Here is a 16876-nt window from a genome sequence, read left to right as displayed (position 1 = left end):
GCAACTAGTGGGTGATGTGTGTCACTTCGGTTGCCCAGGACTTGTGATTGCTAGCAATTGTTAGCACACTGGAGTCATGGTCAAGAGCAAGGTCACGAGTGCGGTCGGCACGCTCGGCGAGTATCTGAAGGAACAGAGGATCTCGGCTGAGATGTCTCTGCGTCAGCTCGCCGACCAAGCAGGTGTGTCCAACCCCTACCTCAGTCAGATCGAGCGCGGTCTGCGCAAGCCATCGGCTGAGGTCCTCCAGCAGATCGCCAAGGCGCTGCGGATCTCGGCGGAGCAGGTCTACGTCCGTGCCGGGATCCTCAGCCCCGACTCCAACGTCGGGGGGTCCGTGGAGCTCGCGGTGCTCGCCGACCCGAACCTGACCGAGCGGCAGAAGCACTCGCTGCTCGACGTCTATCACTCGTTCCTTGCTCTCAACAGTCGTGTCACCGACGATGCGCCGGCCGCCGATGAAACCGCTGAACCCCATCACGAGGAGAACCCAGATGCCCACGCTGCCCAAGATTGAGACCACCAAGCCCCTCAACGCCGTCGCCGGCGTCGCGGACCTCGCCTACGAGACCGTGAAGAGCTACGCCACCGACCTGCAGAAGAAGGTCGACGACTACCGCTCCGAGGCGACCACCAAGCTGACCGACGCCCGCTCCAAGGCGACCGAGAAGGCGACCGCTGCCAAGACCACCGTGACCGGCTTCGACCCGAAGTCCCTCCCGGCCCTGGCCAAGGAGCAGTACGCCGTCCTGCCCGAGAAGCTGAAGACCACCGTCAAGGCCAAGCTCGACGAGACCACCGGCTCCGCCACCGGCACCTACGACAAGCTCGCCACCCGCGGTGAGACCGTCGTCGCGAGGTTCAAGAAGGCCGAGACCCCCGTTGCCGAGGCTCCGAAGGCTGAGGCCCCGAAGGCCGAGACCCCCAAGGCCGAGGCTGCTCCGGCCGAGAAGCCGGCCCCGGCCAAGAAGGCTCCGGCCAAGAAGACGGCTGCCAAGAAGGCCTGATCCTGGCCCTGTACGCCCGACGGCTCACCGAGGTAACTCGGTGAGCCGTTGCTGGTTTCGTGGAGTTCCACGAGGTGAGTGACCGTTGACCGAGTTACCTCGGTGAACATCCCGCCCGAGGCGATGTCCTGAGCTTGTCGAAGGGTCAGCTCGGGTAGTCGGCACCCGCGGCCTGGCGGGCCTCCCAGGCGGTGGCGACCATGGAGCGCAGGTCGTGGCGCATCTCCCAGTCGAGGTCGCGCCGGGCGAGCTCGCCGGTCGCGACGATGCGGGCGGGGTCACCGGGACGACGCGGCTTGATGACCGGCTCGAAGTCGATGCCGGTGACCTCGCGGATGGCGTCCATGATCTGGCGTACCGAGGAGCCGTCGCCCGAGCCGAGGTTGTAGACCGGCTCGAGGTCCTTGCCCTCGGCGAGCCGCTTGGCGGCGACGACGTGGGAGTGGGCGAGGTCGGCGACGTGCACGTAGTCGCGTACGCAGGTGCCGTCGGGGGTCGCGTAGTCGTCGCCGTTGATCTGCGGCGTCCTGCCCTTGGCCAGCGCGTCGAAGACGAGCGGGAAGAGGTTGTGGGGGCTGGTGTCGCACAGGTCCTTCGAACCCGAGCCGACGACGTTGAAGTAGCGCAGGCTGGTGTGGGCGAGCCCCTCGGAGCGCGCCACGTCGGCGATCAGCCACTCGCCGATCAGCTTCGACTCGCCGTAGGGGCTCTCCGGGTTGGTCGGCGTGGTCTCGGTGACCAGGTCGACGTCAGGGGTGCCGAAGGTGGCGGCGGAGGACGAGAAGACCAGCTTGTCGACACCGGTGGCCGTCATCGCCTCGAGGAGGTTGGCGGTGCCGGTGACGTTCTGGGCGTACGTGTGCAGCGGCCGCTGCACCGAGACGCCCGCGTACTTGAAGCCGGCGAGGTGGATGACTCCCTCGACGCCGTGGTCGGAGATCGCCTGCTCGATGGCGGTCTTGTCCAGCAGCGTCGCCTCGACGAAGGCGACGTTGTCGGGCACGAACTTCGAGAATCCCGAGGACAGGTCGTCGATGACGATCGGCTCGATGCCTGCGTCGAGCAGTGCCTGCACGACGTGCGATCCGATGTAGCCCGCGCCTCCGGTAACCAACCAACTCATGCGATGAAGATAGCGGGCTGACCTGAGCGGTTAGGTTTGCGGGGTGAGGCTCCTGCACGGTGACGGCGACCCGACGACCCCCGAAGGCCTGCGCGCCATCTACGCACCGCCGCGCCTGCCGTGGCTGCGGGTCAACATGGTCAGCTCCCTGGACGGTGCGGCCACCGGCTCCGACGGTCGTTCCGGCACGGTCAACAACGCCGTCGACGTCGACGTCTTCCACGTCCTGCGCGACCTCGCCGACGCCGTCCTGGTCGGTGCGGGGACCGCCATCGCCGAGACGTACGCCGCCTCGGGGACGCCCATCGTCATCGTCTCCCGCCGTGGCCGGGTCCCCGACGACCTGCGCGGCTGCGAGCCCGGCACGGTCCGGCTCGCGACGGTGGCCGAAGCGCCCGGCCTGGACGCCGCGCGCGACGAGATCGGCGAGGAGAACGTCTACGTCACCGGCACCTCCGAGGTCGACCTGCAGGCGCTCCGCGACCGGCTGCACGAGGAGGGCATGCGTCACGTGCTCTGCGAGGGCGGGCCGAGCCTTCTCGGCTCGCTGCTCGAGGCCGGTGTGGTCGACGAGCTCTGCCACACGATCACGCCCAAGCTCCTCGCCGGCGACGGCAGACGGATCGTGACCGGGCCGCCGACCGACGTACCGGTGTCGCTCGGCTCGCTCATCGAGCACGAGGGCACCTTGCTCGGACGTTGGCTGGTGAACCGATGACGTTCACGGTCAGTTTCCGGTAACGAAATCTTGAGACCGAGAGTTTTACTCTTGACGGGGTTCGAGCCAGCCGCTTGACTCACCGATCGTGCCAGGTATGACGGCCGTCACGACCAAGCGACCACGTCAGGCACTCTCGGGAAGACGCATACGGGAGTGGCTGATCTTTCTGGCGTTCGTCGCGCCCAACGTCGCGCTGATCGTGGTCTTCACCTATCGGCCGCTCCTGCAGAACATCTACTACTCGACGCTCAACTGGACGCTGGGATCGAAGTTCGCGACCCCGGTCGGGCTGGGCAACTACCGCGACTTCTTCACCTCCGGTGAGGCGCGGGAGGTGCTGACCACGACGGCGATCTTCACCGTCGCGACCGTCGGCCTCACCCTCGCCCTGGGCCTCGGCGTCGCGCTGGCGCTCAACCGCAAGCTTCCCGGTGCCGGGTTCGCGCAGGCGACGGTCTTCGCGCCCTACATCCTCTCCGGCTACGGCGTCGGGCTCGCCTGGCTCTACATCTTCGACCCCAACATCGGCGCGCTCTCGGCGATCCTGCGCGACGTCGGCCTGAACAGCCCGGAGTGGATCAACTCGCCTCCGTGGACGCTGACGATGGTGATCATCGTCTACGTCTGGAAGAACCTCGGCTACGCCGCGGTCATCTACCTGGCCGGCCTGCAGGCGGTGCCGGGCGACGTGCTGGAGGCGGCCGATCTCGACGGTGCCGGTTCGGTGCGGCGGTTCTTCACGGTGACCCTGCCGCTGCTGTCGCCGACCACGTTCTTCCTGCTGGTCACCACGATCCTCAACAGCCTGCAGGCCTTCGACCTGCTGATCGCGATGGACAAGCTCGGCCGGGGCGCCCGCACCCTGATCTTCGACGCCTACCTGACCGGCTTCAAGGAGCAGAGCCAGGCGGGCTACTCCGCGATGCTGTCCACCGTGCTCTTCGCGATCCTCGTGGTGATCACGCTCATCCAGCTGATCGTCGTGGAGAGGCGGGTCCACTACCGATGAGCACGACTGCTCCCTCGCGAAGAGTGCGGCTGACGCCGCTGACCGTACGCGACTACCTCGTGCTCCTGCTCGCGGTGCTCGTCGTCGTGCTGCCGCTCGGCTACATGATCCTGGCCTCCTTCAAGGGCGCCGGCGACCTGGCGACCACCGACCTGGTCGTCTTCCCCGAGGTCTGGAAGCCGGAGAACTACTCCGAGGCCGCGGTGAAGGTCCCCTTCGGACGCCTCTTCCTCAACTCCACCATCGTCACGGTCGTCGGCGCGGGGCTGAAGGTGCTGCTGGCGATCCTGACGGCGTACGGCCTGGTCTTCTGCGAGTTCCCCGGCAAGAAGTACGTCTTCTGGGGCGTGCTCGCCACGATGATGGTGCCGCCGCAGGTCACCGCGCTGCCCAACTACGTCTTCATCAGCAGCCTGGGTGGTGAGAACACCTACTGGGGACTCATCCTGCCGGGCCTCGCCACCGGCTTCGGTACGTTCCTGCTGCGCCAGGCCTTCATGCAGCTGCCCTACGAGGTGATCGAGGCGGCTCACCTCGACGGCGCCGGCCACTGGCGGAGGCTGTGGCACTGCGTGGTGCCGATGTCGCTGCCGTCGATCGCGACCGTGGCCCTGGTCAACGTCGTCTACGAGTGGAACGACTACCTGTGGCCGCTGATCATCATCACCGACCCCGCGATGATGACGCTGCCGCGGGGTCTGACGCTGCTGCAGAACAGCGAGTCCGCGGCCAGCTCGTTCGGCGTCCTGATGGCCGGCACCGTGATGGTGCTGCTGCCGATCCTCGTCGTCTTCGCGTTCCTGCAGCGTCACATCGTCAACGGCTTCACCCAAGGCGGCGTCAAAGGCTGACGTTCTCAGCCCACAGTTGGCACAACAGGGAAAGGATGCTTCATGAATACCTCGTCCAACCTGCATCGCTCGGGTCTGATCCTGGACCGACGACGGTTCCTCGGCCTCAGCGCCCTGGGCCTCTCGGCGGCGGCGCTGTCCGCCTGCGGCGGCGGGCCCTCGACCAGCGGCGGTGGCGGTGCCAGTGCTGTCGAGCAGATCGACTTCAGCGGCGTGAAGCCGGCCAAGGAGGTCACCTTCTGGACCTCCAACCCCGGTGACTCGATCAAGGTCAGCACCGACATCGTCAACGCCTTCAACGCCTCCCAGTCCGACATCACGGTCAAGCTGGTCACGGCCGGGGCCGACTACGAGGAGATCGCGCAGAAGTTCCAGACCGCGCAGACCGGCGGCGACCTGCCCGACATCATCAACCTGTCGGACGTGTGGTGGTTCCGCTACAAGATGAACGACCAGATCATCCCGCTCGACTCCCTCTTCGAGGCGCTCGAGTTCGACACCGACGACTACGTCGACTCGCTACTGGGCGACTACCTCTACGACGACGCCCACTGGGCGGTTCCGTGGGCACGTTCGACGCCGCTCTTCTACTACAACAAGGACCACTGGAAGAAGGCCGGACTCTCCGACCAGGGCCCGCAGTCCTGGGAGGAGTTCGACGAGTGGAAGACCAAGCTCGCCGCGACCAGCGGCGCGAAGTTCGCCTTCCAGTTCCCGGCCCTGGCCGGCTACGCAGGCTGGACCCTGCAGAACAACCTGTGGGGCTGGGGCGGCGGCTGGTCGAAGGAGGAGTCCTTCGACATCACGTGCAACTCGGCCGAGGCGGTCGAGGCGCTCTCCTTCCTCAAGGACTGGGTCTACAAGGACAAGGTCGCCGGGGTCGCCGGCGTCGACCAGATCCAGGACTTCGCGGCGGGTGTCGCCAGCGCCACCGTCGGTTCGACCGGTGACCTGATCAACGCGATCACCTCGGCGAAGTTCGACGTCGGCGTCGCGCCGCTGCCCGCCGGGCCGGCGGAGACCGAGCGGATCTGCCCGACCGGCGGCTCGGGCGTCGGCATCCCGAAGGACATCAGCCCCGAGCGCCAGCTCGCGGCGGGCACCTTCATCAAGTTCCTCACCGAGCCCGAGCAGGCGATCAAGTTCTCCGAGGCGACCGGCTACGTGCCGATCCGCAAGTCCGCCGACCCTGCGGCGATCCTGGAGAAGACCCCGCAGGCCCAGGTCGCGATCGACCAGCTCCCCAACACCCGCTCGCAGGACTACGCCCGAGTCTTCCTGCCCGGTGGTGACCTGGAGATGGCCAACCACATGGCCGCGATCCTCACCGAGAACAAGGACGTCCAGACCGAGATGGACAGTCTCAAGACGGCGCTGGAGAAGATCTACACCGACCAGGTCAAGCCGCACATCTGATGAACACCGCGTAGGGCACCCCCGCGGGGTGCCCTACGCTCGGTTCTCGTGAGCGAGGACTTGGTAGTGGAGCGGCGCCCGGGCGTCGTACAGGTGACCTTCAACCGGCCGCAGAAGCACAACGCCTTCACGCACGCGATGTACGGCGCGCTGCACGACCTGTGCGACGAGCTGGCCAGCGACGAATCGGTGAAGGTGCTGGTACTGACCGGCACCGGCGGTCGGGCGTTCGCCGCCGGCAACGAGATCTCCGACTTCCTCTCCCGCGACGCGGTGGACTACGAGGACTGGATCCGCTCGCTGCTCGAGAAGCTGTTCGCGCTCCCGCAGGTCACCATCGCCGCGGTCGACGGCGTCTGCGTCGGCGGCGGGCTCGCGGTCGCGACCCACTGCGACCTGCGGGTCGCGACGCCGCACTCCCGCTTCGGCTATCCGATCGCGAAGACCCTCGGCAACGCGCTCGCGGCCTCCATCGTCTACCGCGCCGCCGCCGTCTTCGGCGAGCCGGTCGTGCGCGAGATGCTGCTCGCGGCCCGGTTGATCAACGCCGATCGTGCCTATGCCACCGGCGCGCTGACCGCCGTCACCGACTCGCTGGCCGACGAGGTCGACGCGCTGGTCGAGGGCATCCTGCCGCTCTCCGGCGTCACCGTTCGGGCCACCAAGAGCCAGCTCGCCGCCTTCGCCGCCCGGGCCGAGACCTCGCCCGAGGGCGACGAGGACCTGCTGCGCGAGGTCTACACGGGTGCCGACTTCAAGGAGGGCGTACGCGCGTTCCTGGCCAAGGAGAAGCCCGCCTTCCGGTAGTCCGTTTAGTCCGTTGACGGGTGCGCCGGGTGGGCCGACGATGGCGTATGCCTTCCGAGCAGTCTGAACAGACGAAGACGTACGTCGACAGCGACCGGTTCCGCGACGCACTGATCCAGCAGAGCGATGTCGGTGGTCTGGAGATCCGGGACTGCTGGTTCGAGGAGCGGGTGAAGATCGTCGACTGCTGGGGCCCCGAGGTCTATCTCGCCGGGGACATCGGGCGGATCGTGGTCAACGACGTCGACGTGACGGCGTACGTCCAGGCCGAGCTCGACCGGGTCGAGCCCAACCGGGTGCTGGCCCGCGAGGCGCGGTCCGCCGACGAGATCCGTGCGGCGTGGGCGGCGATCGAGGAGACCTGGGCGGCGACGGTGTCCCAGGTGCGGGAGATGCCCGAGGAGCTGCACCGCCGGCGGGTCGACGACGAGTGGTCGTTCATCGAGACCCTGCGGCACCTGCTCTACGCCAGCGACAAGTGGCTCGGCAACCCCGTCCTCGAGGAGGATGCCCCCCACCACCCGCTCGGCTTCGGTCCCGGCGGCGACCCTGACGGAGTCCAGGGAATCACCGTCGACGCCGACCCGTCCCTCGACGAGATCCTCGAGCCCCGGCTCGCCCGGATGGGCACCATGCGGGCCTACGTCGCGACGGTCACCGATGCGGACCTCGACCGGCTCTGCACCCGCAAGCCGATCGGCAACGACCCCGAGGCCGACTACTCCGTACGCCGCTGCCTCAAGGTCGTGCTCGCCGAGGAGGCCGAGCATCACCGCTATGCCGTGCGTGACCTGGCTGCGTTAACCGCTGGTCGAGGCTGAGCGATGCCCCTACGATGACCGCCGTGGTGGTCTTCGGCTGGTTCGTGATGACTCTGGTGTTCGTCGACGAGCTGTTGGCGATGGCCGCCTTCGGGGTGTGGGGCTGGCAGCACGACCCGCGGTGGCTGCTGGTCTGGCTGCTGCCGCTGGCGGCGATGTTCGTCTGGTGGTCGTTCGCCTCGCCGAAGGCGCCTCGCGGGGGTCCCGTGGTCCGGCCGGTCGCCAAGGTGATCGTCTTCGGACTCGCCTCGCTCGCGCTCCTCAACGCCGGTCACCCGGAATGGGCGCTCGCGCTGCTGGTCTTCTCGGTCGTCATCAACGGTCTGGCTCAGGTGCCGGCGATCAGCCGACTGCCCACCGATGTGCCTCGAGGAGACTCGGCCCGTACCAGGTGATCAGCCGGCCGCTGACCAGCTCGGTCGGCGTCCGGGTGAAGGCCTCCGGGCCGTCCTCGGCGGTGAAGACGTACGGCTCGTCGGGCAGCAGCACGACGTCGGCCCCGGCGCCGTCGACCTCGGCCAGGTCGACGTGCGGATAGCGGTCCGTGTGTCGGTCGAAGACGTTCTCCCAGCCCAGCCGCCGCAGCAGATCACCGGTGAAGGTCCGTGAGCCGACCACCATCCAGGGGTCGCGCCAGATCGGCACGACGACCCGGCGGGTGACCCGGGGGAGCGGCCCGCACCACTGCTGGCGGGCCTCCGTGAGCCAGGCCGGGCGGTCCCAGCCGAGGCCGTCGAGGAGCCGCTCCATCGAGCTGATGGCATCGGGGACGGTCTCGATGTCGGTGACCCAGACCCGGACGCCGCGCTCCCGCAGCCGGCGTACGTCCAGCTCCCGGTTCTCCTCCTTGTTGGCCACCACCACGTCCGGCGCCAGCGCCGCGATCGCGGCCAGATCGGGGTTCTTGGTGCCCCGCACGCGCGGCACGTCCAGGTCCGCCGGATGCGTGCACCAGTCCGTCGCCCCGACCAGCCGGTCCGCCGCGACCGAGGCGAGCGCCTCGGTCAGCGACGGGACCAGCGAGACCACCCGGGTCGCGGGGGTTGGGCCTTCGTACGCGGTTCCTAAGTCGTCGCGCGTGGCCGGATGCTCACCGAGGTAACTCACTCAACGCTCGCTTCCTTCGTGGAACTCCACGCGGGAGGTGGCTGTTCACCGAGGTACCTCGGTGAACAGCCACGCCTCACACGTTGCGCCGATACTGCCCGCCCACCTCGAAGAACGCCTCGGTGACCTGCCCGAGCGAGCAGACCCGGGCCGCGTCCATGAGCGCGGCGAAGACGTTCTCGTCGGAGGTGGCGGCCTGCTTGAGACGTACGATCGCCTCTTCCGCCTCCCGGGAGTGGGTGGCCTGGAAGGCGTGGACGCGGTCGAGCTGGGACTTCTTCTCGGTCTCGGTCGCGCGGGCGAGCTCGACGGGACCGGCGGGCCCGCCGTTGGTGTCACGTACGAACGTGTTGACGCCGACGATCGGCAGGGTGCCGTCGTGCTTGCGGTGCTCGTAGAGCATCGACTCGTCCTGGATCTTGCCGCGCTGGTAGCCGGTCTCCATCGCGCCGAGCACGCCGCCGCGCTCGGAGATCCGGTCGAACTCCTTCAGCACGGCCTCCTCGACGAGGTCGGTGAGCTCGTCGATGATGAACGAACCCTGGAGCGGGTTCTCGTTGAACGCCAGGCCCCACTCGCGGTTGATGATCAGCTGGATCGCCAGCGCGCGCCGCACCGACTCCTCGGACGGGGTCGTCACGGCCTCGTCGAAGGCGTTGGTGTGCAGCGACTGGGCGTTGTCGTAGATCGCGATCAGCGCCTGCAGCGTGGTGCGGATGTCGTTGAAGTCCATCTCCTGCGCGTGCAGGGACCGGCCGCTCGTCTGGATGTGGTACTTCAGCTTCTGCGAGCGCTCCGAGGCGCCGTAGCGGTCCCGCATCGCGACCGCCCAGATGCGGCGCGCGACCCGGCCGATGACCGAGTATTCCGGGTCCATGCCGTTGGAGAAGAAGAACGACAGGTTGGGTGCGAAGTCGTCGATAGACATCCCGCGGGCGAGGTAGGACTCGACGTAGGTGAACCCGTTGGCCAGCGTGAAGGCGAGCTGGGAGATGGGGTTCGCCCCGGCCTCGGCGATGTGATAGCCCGAGATCGAGACCGAGTAGAAGTTGCGCACCCCCTGCTCGATGAACCACTCCTGGATGTCGGCCATGCAGCGCAGCGAGAACTCCGTGGAGAACAGGCAGGTGTTCTGGCCCTGGTCCTCCTTGAGGATGTCGGCCTGCACCGTGCCGCGGACCGTCTGCAGCGCCTTCGCCGGGTCGACCCCGCGCTCGCGCGCCTGGTCCATCACCGTGTTGAGGAAGAAGGCCAGGATCGTCGGCGCGGGACCGTTGATCGTCATCGACACCGAGGTCGTCGGGGCGAGCAGGTCGAAGCCGTCGTAGAGCGCCTTCATGTCGTCCAGCGTGGCCACCGAGACGCCGGAGGTGCCGACCTTGCCGTAGATGTCGGGGCGTACGTCGGGGTCGCGGCCGTAGAGCGTCACCGAGTCGAACGCGGTCGAGAGCCGGGTCGCGGGCTGGCCCTCGGAGAGCAGCTTGAAGCGGCGGTTGGTGCGGAACGGGTCGCCCTCGCCGGCGAACATCCGCGCCGGGTCCTCGTTGGCCCGCTTGTAGGGGAAGACGCCCGCGGTGAACGGGAAGAACCCGGGCAGGTTCTCGTTGCGCAGGAACCGGGTCAGCTCGCCGCGGTCGGTGTAACGAGGGGTCGCCACCCGCGGGATGTAGTTGCCCGCCAGTGAGGTCCGGCCGCTCTCGTCGGCGGCGTACGTCTCCGTGGTCTCCTGCCACGACGAGAGCTGTGTGCGCAGGTCGTCGGGGAGGTCGCCGGCGGGTGCCTCGAGCTCGGGGTGGTCCTCGGCCACGATCTCGTAGGCCTGCTCCTTGCGCGCCGCGGCGACGAGTTCGTCGGTGCGCGCGTGGTAGTCGCGTACGTCGCCCGCGATCTCGGCCAGGTAGCGCACCCGCTTCTCGGGGATGATCGGGTGCAGGCCCGTCGAGTGGCGGGTCGAGACGCGGGGGAGGACGCCCTCGCCCATCGTGAGCCCGGCCTCGGTGAGGAGCCCGCGCAGGTGCTGGTAGAGCGCGGTGACGCCGTCGTCGTCGAAGGCGGCGGCCGAGGTGCCGAAGACCGGCATGTCGTCGGGCGAGGAGGTGAAGGCCTCGCGGTTGCGGACGAGCTGGCGCGACACGTCACGCAGCGCGTCCTCGGCCCCGCGCCGCTCGAACTTGTTGATCGCCACCACGTCGGCGAAGTCGAGCATGTCGATCTTCTCCAGCTGGGACGCGGCGCCGAACTCGGGCGTCATGACGTAGAGCGAGACGTCGACGAAGTCGCTGATCCCGGTGTCGCCCTGGCCGATGCCGGGCGTCTCGACGATCACGAGGTCGACGGCGGCCTTCATCACGGCGAGCACGTCGGCGAAGTGCTCGGGCACCGTGTGTCCACCGCGGGTGGCCAGGGAGCGGTAGAACGTCGTCGAGCCGCCGTCGGTGATGGCGGCCAGCGAGTTCATCCGGATCCGGTCGCCCAGCAGCGCCCCGCCGCCGCGACGACGCGTCGGGTCGATGGCGAGGACGCCGATGCGGAGCTTGTCCTCCTGGTCGGTGCGCAGCCGCCGGACCAGCTCGTCGGTGAGCGAGGACTTGCCGGAGCCGCCGGTGCCGGTGATGCCCAGGACGACCGCGCGGCCCGCCGCGCGCAGCGGGTCCGCGATCTCCGCGGGCAGTCGGCCCTGCTCGGCCGCGGTGATGGACCGCGACAGGGAGAGGGGGCAGCCGGCGAGCACGTCCTCGGCGGCGAAGTTGAAGGTGGGCCACAGGTCGCGGTCGACGTCGCGCACGACCGTGTTGATCATCCCCGGAAGCCCCAGCCGCTGGCCATCCTCGGGGGAGAAGATCTTGACGCCGGAGTTGGCCAGCCGCTCGATCTCGTAGGGCACGATGACGCCGCCGCCCCCGCCCACGACCTTGACGTGACCGGCGCCGCGCTCCTTGAGCGCGGTGACCAGGTACTCGAAGAACTCCACGTGACCGCCCTGGTAGGACGAGACCGCCACGCAGTGGGCGTCCTCCTGGACAGCGGCGTCGGCGATCTCGGTCACCGAGCGGTTGTGGCCGAGGTGGATCACCTCGCACCCCTGTGCCTGGAAGATCCGGCGCATGATGTTGATCGCCGCGTCGTGACCGTCGAACAGGCTGCTCGCGGTCACGATCCGTACGTGGTGCTCGGGGATGTGGAGGTCGGACATGGGCGGTGCTCCCAGGGAATAGTTGGACGTCCAAGTAATTCCAGCATAGGTCGTCCCTCGCGTACTTGCCAGTACGCGACGTCGATGTCTCAGCCGACGGCATCCCCCGAGGCCGCGCGGAGCTGGGTGAGCAGCGCGGTCAGGTCATTCACGTCTTCGATGCCGGGCTTCTCGAAGACCTCGCTGTTGAGCGAGATCGTGGCCGCCTCGACCGTCTCGCGGCCCGTGTCGGAGATGGCGGCGAGAACCACGCGGCCGTCGGCGGCGGAGCGGCTGCGGCGTACGAAGCCCTGCTTCTCCAGTCGGGCGACGGCGCTGGTCACCGAGGCCGGGTGGACCTGGAGGCGGGAACCGAGCTTGGCCATCGGGAGCTGGCCGTCCTGGGTGAAGGAGAGGAGGCGGAGCACCTCGTAGCGGGCGAAGGAGAGGTCGTGGGGTCGCAGCGCGGAGTCGACGCGCTCCATCACGAGCTGGTGCACGCGCACGAGCGAGGTCACCAGCGCCATCCCGTCGGCGGCGTCGGCCCAGCCGTGCGCGATCCACTGCCGTTCTGCCTCGCGGATCGGATCCATGCGGGCCAGCATCACACAGATGGCTTGACGATCGTCCTACGACGGCGCGCCGAACGTCCCGAGCAGGTTGAGAATCACGGCGAGGCCGATGACGGTCGCGAGCACCGAGAGCGTCACGACCAGGCCGACCGCGACGGAGAAGCCCGCCCCCTCGTGCCGGGCGCCGCGCTGCTGCAGCGCGTAGAGCCGGGCGACGCTGGTGATCAGCGTGCGGCCCTCCTCGGCGTCGAAGCGGAACTGGTCCAGGTCGGGGACGGCCTCGGGGTCGTGCACGGTCCACACACCCTGGTCGGTCTGCTCATCATCGGCCTCGATGCGGCGTACGCCGGTTCTCTGCGTGTGGGGCACGTCGCCGAACCAGACGAGGCTGCGGGTGTCCTCGATGATCGCGTACGAGCTCCGGGTCGGCATCGAGACGTGGTAGGTGAAGACCCAGTGCAGCTTGGCGGCCAGCAGCGTGGAGTGCCAGCGCTCGTCGGCCAGGTCGAGCTCCACGTCGAAACCGCGCGCCGTCTCGGTCGCCTTGTAGGGCGTTCCGTCGCACACGCGCGCGACATGGTCGAAGAAGGGCCTCGCATGAGGGGACACGAATCAACAGGTTATCTGTTCCGGGAGCTCTGTGGGCTCACTCCGTGGCGTTGGGCGGCACGTCGATCTGGAAGTGGACCCGACCGCCGTCGACGTCGTCGACGGTGATGATCGCGTCGTACTTCTCGCCCTCGGAGGTGAGGACGCAGGTCATCTCGGTGCCGACCTTGCCCTCGAGGTCGCCGGGGCAGTCGAGATTCTCGGGGATGACGCCGATGGCGTTGGTGAGCTGCTCGGTCGCGATCCGCTCGACGGTCTTCTCCTGCACGTAGTCCTCGCTCGAGCCGCCGCACGCCGTCAGGGCGGGCGACAGCACGAGCAGAGCCGCGCCGGTCAGGGCGCCCGAGAAGGCGTGGGTACGTGTCATGCGCTCAGCCTAGGGGTAGGCAAAGTTCAGGCAGACGTACGCCGCACCCGCTCGGGCGCGAAGACGCGAAGACGCGAACGGCCGAGGGGTCAGCCCACCGGAGCGAAGTCGCGCGCCCCGATGAACGTGGGCCGCGGCCTCGGCGCCGAGAACGGCTCGACCGCGGTGTTCTCCACGCTGTTGAACACCAGGAAGACGTTCGAGCGCGGGTACGGCGTGATGTTGCCGTTGGACCCGTGCATGCAGTTGCAGTCGAACATGACCGCGCTGCCGGCGGCCCCGGCCAGCACGTCGATCCCGTAGGTGTCCGCCATCTTCGTGACCGTCTCCTGGTCCGGGGTGCCGGCGCCCTGCATCACCAGCGAGGACCTGTAGTTGTCCTCAGGAGTGGCACCGCCGCACGAGACGTACGTCCTGTGCGTGCCGGGCATGATCATCAGCGGCCCGTTGAAGGAGTGGTTGTCGGTCAGCGAGATCGAGATGCTGGCGGTCCGCATCCGGGGCAGACCGTCCTCGGCGTGCCAGGTCTCGAAGTCGGAGTGCCAGGAGAAGTCACCGCCGCCGAAGCCGGGCTTGAGGTTGATCCGGCTCTGGTGGATGTAGACCTCCGAGCCCAGGACCTGCCGCGCCCGGCCGACCACGCGCGGGTCGGCCGCCAGCCGGGCGATGAGGTCGCTGATCCTGTGCACCTCGAAGATCGAGCGCACCTCCTGCGAGGCGGGTTCGATGATGGTGCGCTGGTCGGCCCGGATCTCGGGGTCGTTGCTGAGCCGGTGCAGCTCGGCGCGCAGCTCCGCGACCTCCTCGGGCGTGATGAGGTCGGGGACGGTCAGGTAGCCGCGCTCGGCGTAGGAGTCGAGCGTCTGCTGGTCGATGGGCCCGTCGGCAGCGGTGCCCCAGACGACCTTGTCCTGGCGGGGGAGCGTGCTGAAGCCCTCCTCGAGGCGGGTGGGGTACACGTCCTCGACGTGCTCGATTGCAGCGGTCATGCAGTGACCTCCTCGGTCTCGGTGAGAAGCGGGTAGACGCCGTCGGCGTCGTGCACCTCGCGGCCGGTGACCGGTGGGTTGAAGGTGCAGATCAGGCGCAGATCGGTCGTGGCGGTGACGGTGTGCTTGTCGTTCTTGTCGAGCAGGTAGCACATCCCGTCGCGGATCTCGTACGTCTCTCCCGTCTCGCGGTCGAGGAGCTCGCCCTCACCGCCGACGCAGTAGACGCACTCGATGTGGTTGGCGTACCAGAACTCGTTCGTCGTCCCGGCGGGGATGTTGGTCTCGTGGAAGGAGAAGCCGACGCCCTCGCGGGCCAGCACGATCCGGCGGCTGCGCCAGGTGCCGTGCTCGGACTCGACGCGTACGTCTCGGTCGGTGTCGTCGAGGTCTTCCAGATAGGTGACGCGCATGTTGTCTCGTTTCAGGTGTCGGGGGAGGTCAGGCAGCGCTGTCGCCGAGGACGGCCGCGGTGGCCTCCTCGAGGATGGCGATGCCGCGGGCGAGCTCCTCGGAGCTGATGGTCAGCGGCGGCATCGTCTTGAGCACCTCGTCCTCGGGTCCGGAGGTCTCGACCAGCAGGCCGCACTCGTAGGCCGCGGTCGCGATCTTCTCCGCCGAGCTGGCGTCCGGGAAGGCGATGCCGGTCAGGAGACCGCGACCGCGGACGGTCGCACCCTCGTACCGCTCGGCGATCTCCGTCAGCCCTGCGCGCAGCTCGGCGGCCTTCGCCTGGACCTCGTTCTGGAAGGAGTCATCGGCCCAGTACGTCTCCAGCGCCACCTTGGCGGTGACGAAGGCGAGGTTGTGGCCGCGGAAGGTGCCGTTGTGCTCGCCGGGCTCGAACTGGTCCAGGTCCGGCCGGATCAGGGTCAGCGCCATCGGCAGACCGAAGCCGGAGATCGACTTCGACAGGCAGACGATGTCGGGGGAGAACCCGGCCTCCTCGAAGCTGAAGAACGTGCCGGTACGCCCGCAGCCGGCCTGCACGTCGTCGACGATCAAGATGATGTCGTACTCGCGGCACAGGTCCGAGAGCGCCTTGAGCCACTCCAGCCGGGCGGCGTTGAGGCCGCCCTCGCCCTGGACGGACTCCACGATGATCGCGGCCGGCTTGTCGACGCCGGAGCCGCTGTCCTCGAGCACCCGCTCCAGCCACATGAAGTCGTCGACGGCCCCGTTGAAGTAGTCGTCGTACGGGATCTTCGAGCTGTTGGTCAGCGGGATGCCCGCGCCCTTGCGTTTCATCGAGTTGCCGGTCACGGCCAGCGAGCCGAGCGTCATCCCGTGGAACGCGTTGGTGAACGACAGCACGTGCTGGCGCCCGGTCACCTTACGGGCCAGCTTGAGAGCGGCCTCGACGGAGTTCGTGCCGGTCGGACCGGGGAACATCACCTTGTAGTCGAGGCCGCGCGGCTCGAGGATCAGGTCGGAGAAGGCCTGCAGGAAGTCCCGTTTCGCGCTGGTGTGCATGTCCAGCGAGTGAATGATCCGGCCCTCGCGCAGGTAGTCGAGCAGCGGATCCAGCAGCGCGGGGTTGTTGTGCCCATAGTTGAGCGCGCCGGCCCCGGCGAAGAAGTCCAGGAACTCGCGCCCGTCCTCGCTGGTGAGGGTGGAGCCCTGGGAGTGGGTCATCACGGCCGGCCAGCTGCGGCAGTAGCTGCGGACCTGCGACTCCAACGAGTCGAAGATCGCGGTGGCGGGTTCGGTGGTCGTCGTCATGGACATGACACCTCCGGGTGTGGTCGATCGTGCGGTCGAGAACGGGCCGATGCGGAACAACAGCTCCGCGTCGTGCCCGTCGGGGAACATCGCGGCCTCGAAGAGCGGCGTGCGCTCGATCGGGGCGCTGCGGGCGTTCGCGAACGAGGTGAACAGCGCGATGGAGGCGCTGTTGTCCGCGGTGATGGTCGTCTCCAGGCGACGTACGCGGTCGCCGGAGAGGCTGTCGACGAGCTCGTCGAGCATGCGGCGGGCCAGGCCCTGGCCGCGGTGCCGCTCGTCGACGGCGACCTGCCAGATCATCAGGGTCTCTGGCTCGTCCGGACGGCGGTAGCCGATGACGAATCCTCCTGGATCGTCATCGACGGTCGCGACGATCGATGTCGCCGCGAAGTCGCGCGCCCACAGCAGGTAGGCGTACGAGGTGTTGACGTCGAGTACCCGAGATTCCCGTGCCATCCGCCACAGATGCTGACCGTCCTCGAGGTTCGGTGAGCGGAAGTCGACTCGGGTGGCCGACTCCGGGCGGGGCACGCTGCCATTCGAATTGCGATGTGGCATCGCCGCACGACGCTAACAGGAT

Annotated in this window: 18 protein-coding genes; 9 read left to right on the top strand and 9 right to left on the bottom strand. The window is 68.2% G+C overall.

Annotated features, from left to right (window positions below; genetic code table 11):
* The first annotated feature begins 76 nt into the window (after nt 1-76).
* Both ACIRON_RS22720 and ACIRON_RS22715 read left to right on the top strand, forming a co-directional pair.
* On the top strand, nt 77-517 hold the full coding sequence (locus ACIRON_RS22720; protein ID WP_091045907.1) for a helix-turn-helix domain-containing protein: 441 nt from the start codon (nt 77-79) through the stop codon (nt 515-517).
* The gene (locus tag ACIRON_RS22715) at nt 495-1007 is read left to right on the top strand and encodes a hypothetical protein (RefSeq protein ID WP_402995727.1); all 513 of its coding nucleotides are present in this window, start codon (nt 495-497) and stop codon (nt 1005-1007) included. Before ACIRON_RS22720 ends, ACIRON_RS22715 begins: the two co-directional genes overlap by 23 nt.
* A 145-nt stretch (nt 1008-1152) precedes the next feature.
* Here the strand turns inward: ACIRON_RS22715 and galE are convergent, their stop codons facing one another.
* On the bottom strand, nt 1153-2130 hold the full coding sequence (gene galE, locus ACIRON_RS22710) for a UDP-glucose 4-epimerase GalE (protein WP_402995725.1): 978 nt from the start codon (nt 2128-2130) through the stop codon (nt 1153-1155).
* 43 nt (nt 2131-2173) lie between these two features.
* On the opposite strand from galE, the gene ACIRON_RS22705 reads away from it, so the two are divergent.
* The 7 genes from ACIRON_RS22705 to ACIRON_RS22675 all read left to right on the top strand — a co-directional run bounded on the left by ACIRON_RS22705 (nt 2174) and on the right by ACIRON_RS22675 (nt 8150).
* Complete coding sequence (locus tag ACIRON_RS22705; RefSeq protein ID WP_402995723.1) at nt 2174-2848, top strand: dihydrofolate reductase family protein; 675 nt, start codon at nt 2174-2176, stop codon at nt 2846-2848.
* Nucleotides 2849-2945: 97 nt separating this feature from the next.
* On the top strand, nt 2946-3860 hold the full coding sequence (locus ACIRON_RS22700; protein WP_402995721.1) for a carbohydrate ABC transporter permease: 915 nt from the start codon (nt 2946-2948) through the stop codon (nt 3858-3860).
* On the top strand, nt 3857-4711 hold the full coding sequence (locus ACIRON_RS22695) for a carbohydrate ABC transporter permease (protein ID WP_402995719.1): 855 nt from the start codon (nt 3857-3859) through the stop codon (nt 4709-4711). Before ACIRON_RS22700 ends, ACIRON_RS22695 begins: the two co-directional genes overlap by 4 nt.
* 42 nt (nt 4712-4753) lie before the next feature.
* Nucleotides 4754-6127 carry an ABC transporter substrate-binding protein gene (locus tag ACIRON_RS22690; RefSeq protein WP_402995717.1) on the top strand — a complete coding sequence of 458 codons (1374 nt, stop codon included), beginning with the start codon at nt 4754-4756 and terminating at the stop codon, nt 6125-6127.
* Between the two features lie 48 nt (nt 6128-6175).
* Complete coding sequence (locus tag ACIRON_RS22685) at nt 6176-6934, top strand: enoyl-CoA hydratase-related protein (protein WP_402995716.1); 759 nt, start codon at nt 6176-6178, stop codon at nt 6932-6934.
* A 47-nt stretch (nt 6935-6981) separates the two neighbouring features.
* The gene (locus tag ACIRON_RS22680) at nt 6982-7755 is read left to right on the top strand and encodes a DinB family protein (RefSeq protein ID WP_402995714.1); all 774 of its coding nucleotides are present in this window, start codon (nt 6982-6984) and stop codon (nt 7753-7755) included.
* A gap of 14 nt (nt 7756-7769) precedes the next feature.
* A complete protein-coding gene (locus ACIRON_RS22675; protein WP_402995712.1) occupies nt 7770-8150 on the top strand; it encodes a YrdB family protein in 381 nt (126 codons plus the stop codon).
* Here the strand turns inward: ACIRON_RS22675 and ACIRON_RS22670 are convergent.
* The 8 genes from ACIRON_RS22670 to ectB form a co-directional block, all read right to left on the bottom strand.
* The gene (locus ACIRON_RS22670) at nt 8098-8862 is read right to left on the bottom strand and encodes a helical backbone metal receptor (protein WP_402995710.1); all 765 of its coding nucleotides are present in this window, start codon (nt 8860-8862) and stop codon (nt 8098-8100) included. The two genes, ACIRON_RS22675 and ACIRON_RS22670, sit on opposite strands and share 53 nt — an antisense overlap.
* 76 nt (nt 8863-8938) lie before the next feature.
* Nucleotides 8939-12055, bottom strand: a complete 3117-nt coding sequence (icmF, locus tag ACIRON_RS22665) for a fused isobutyryl-CoA mutase/GTPase IcmF (protein WP_402995708.1) — start codon at nt 12053-12055, stop codon at nt 8939-8941.
* 89 nt (nt 12056-12144) lie between these two features.
* Entirely contained in the window at nt 12145-12627 is a 483-nt protein-coding gene (locus ACIRON_RS22660) for a MarR family winged helix-turn-helix transcriptional regulator (protein WP_402995706.1), read from the bottom strand.
* 36 nt (nt 12628-12663) lie between these two features.
* Nucleotides 12664-13215, bottom strand: coding sequence for a hypothetical protein (locus ACIRON_RS22655; protein ID WP_402995704.1), 552 nt, complete (start codon nt 13213-13215; stop codon nt 12664-12666).
* 37 nt (nt 13216-13252) lie between these two features.
* The gene (locus tag ACIRON_RS22650) at nt 13253-13582 is read right to left on the bottom strand and encodes a DUF4333 domain-containing protein (RefSeq protein WP_402995702.1); all 330 of its coding nucleotides are present in this window, start codon (nt 13580-13582) and stop codon (nt 13253-13255) included.
* An 89-nt stretch (nt 13583-13671) separates the two neighbouring features.
* Nucleotides 13672-14571 carry an ectoine hydroxylase gene (gene thpD, locus ACIRON_RS22645; RefSeq protein ID WP_402995700.1) on the bottom strand — a complete coding sequence of 300 codons (900 nt, stop codon included), beginning with the start codon at nt 14569-14571 and terminating at the stop codon, nt 13672-13674.
* Entirely contained in the window at nt 14568-14984 is a 417-nt protein-coding gene (locus ACIRON_RS22640; RefSeq protein ID WP_402995698.1) for an ectoine synthase, read from the bottom strand. The genes thpD and ACIRON_RS22640 overlap by 4 nt, the downstream gene beginning before the upstream one ends.
* A gap of 28 nt (nt 14985-15012) precedes the next feature.
* A complete protein-coding gene (gene ectB / locus ACIRON_RS22635) occupies nt 15013-16827 on the bottom strand; it encodes a diaminobutyrate--2-oxoglutarate transaminase (protein ID WP_402995696.1) in 1815 nt (604 codons plus the stop codon).
* Between the last annotated feature and the right edge of the window lie 49 nt (nt 16828-16876).

The organism is Nocardioides sp. NPDC101246 (assembly GCF_044767415.1).
Classification (GTDB): Bacteria; Actinomycetota; Actinomycetes; order Propionibacteriales; family Nocardioidaceae; genus Nocardioides.
The sequence above is the reverse complement of the archived record's forward strand: the minus strand, read 5'-3'. Positions and strand labels throughout refer to the sequence as shown.

What these genes read in the sequence shown, in the direction of transcription:
- ACIRON_RS22680 (WP_402995714.1), top strand. Translation starts at nt 6,982, where the DNA reads ATGCCTTCCGAGCAGTCTGAACAGACGAAGACGTACGTCGACAGCGAC.
- galE (WP_402995725.1), bottom strand. Translation starts at nt 2,130, where the DNA reads ATGAGTTGGTTGGTTACCGGAGGCGCGGGCTACATCGGATCGCACGTC.
- ACIRON_RS22675 (WP_402995712.1), top strand. Translation starts at nt 7,770, where the DNA reads ATGACCGCCGTGGTGGTCTTCGGCTGGTTCGTGATGACTCTGGTGTTC.
- ACIRON_RS22700 (WP_402995721.1), top strand. Translation starts at nt 2,946, where the DNA reads ATGACGGCCGTCACGACCAAGCGACCACGTCAGGCACTCTCGGGAAGA.
- ACIRON_RS22720 (WP_091045907.1), top strand. Translation starts at nt 77, where the DNA reads ATGGTCAAGAGCAAGGTCACGAGTGCGGTCGGCACGCTCGGCGAGTAT.
- ACIRON_RS22660 (WP_402995706.1), bottom strand. Translation starts at nt 12,627, where the DNA reads ATGGATCCGATCCGCGAGGCAGAACGGCAGTGGATCGCGCACGGCTGG.
- ACIRON_RS22640 (WP_402995698.1), bottom strand. Translation starts at nt 14,984, where the DNA reads ATGCGCGTCACCTATCTGGAAGACCTCGACGACACCGACCGAGACGTA.
- ACIRON_RS22690 (WP_402995717.1), top strand. Translation starts at nt 4,754, where the DNA reads ATGAATACCTCGTCCAACCTGCATCGCTCGGGTCTGATCCTGGACCGA.
- ACIRON_RS22695 (WP_402995719.1), top strand. Translation starts at nt 3,857, where the DNA reads ATGAGCACGACTGCTCCCTCGCGAAGAGTGCGGCTGACGCCGCTGACC.
- thpD (WP_402995700.1), bottom strand. Translation starts at nt 14,571, where the DNA reads ATGACCGCTGCAATCGAGCACGTCGAGGACGTGTACCCCACCCGCCTC.
- ACIRON_RS22650 (WP_402995702.1), bottom strand. Translation starts at nt 13,582, where the DNA reads ATGACACGTACCCACGCCTTCTCGGGCGCCCTGACCGGCGCGGCTCTG.
- icmF (WP_402995708.1), bottom strand. Translation starts at nt 12,055, where the DNA reads ATGTCCGACCTCCACATCCCCGAGCACCACGTACGGATCGTGACCGCG.
- ACIRON_RS22715 (WP_402995727.1), top strand. Translation starts at nt 495, where the DNA reads ATGCCCACGCTGCCCAAGATTGAGACCACCAAGCCCCTCAACGCCGTC.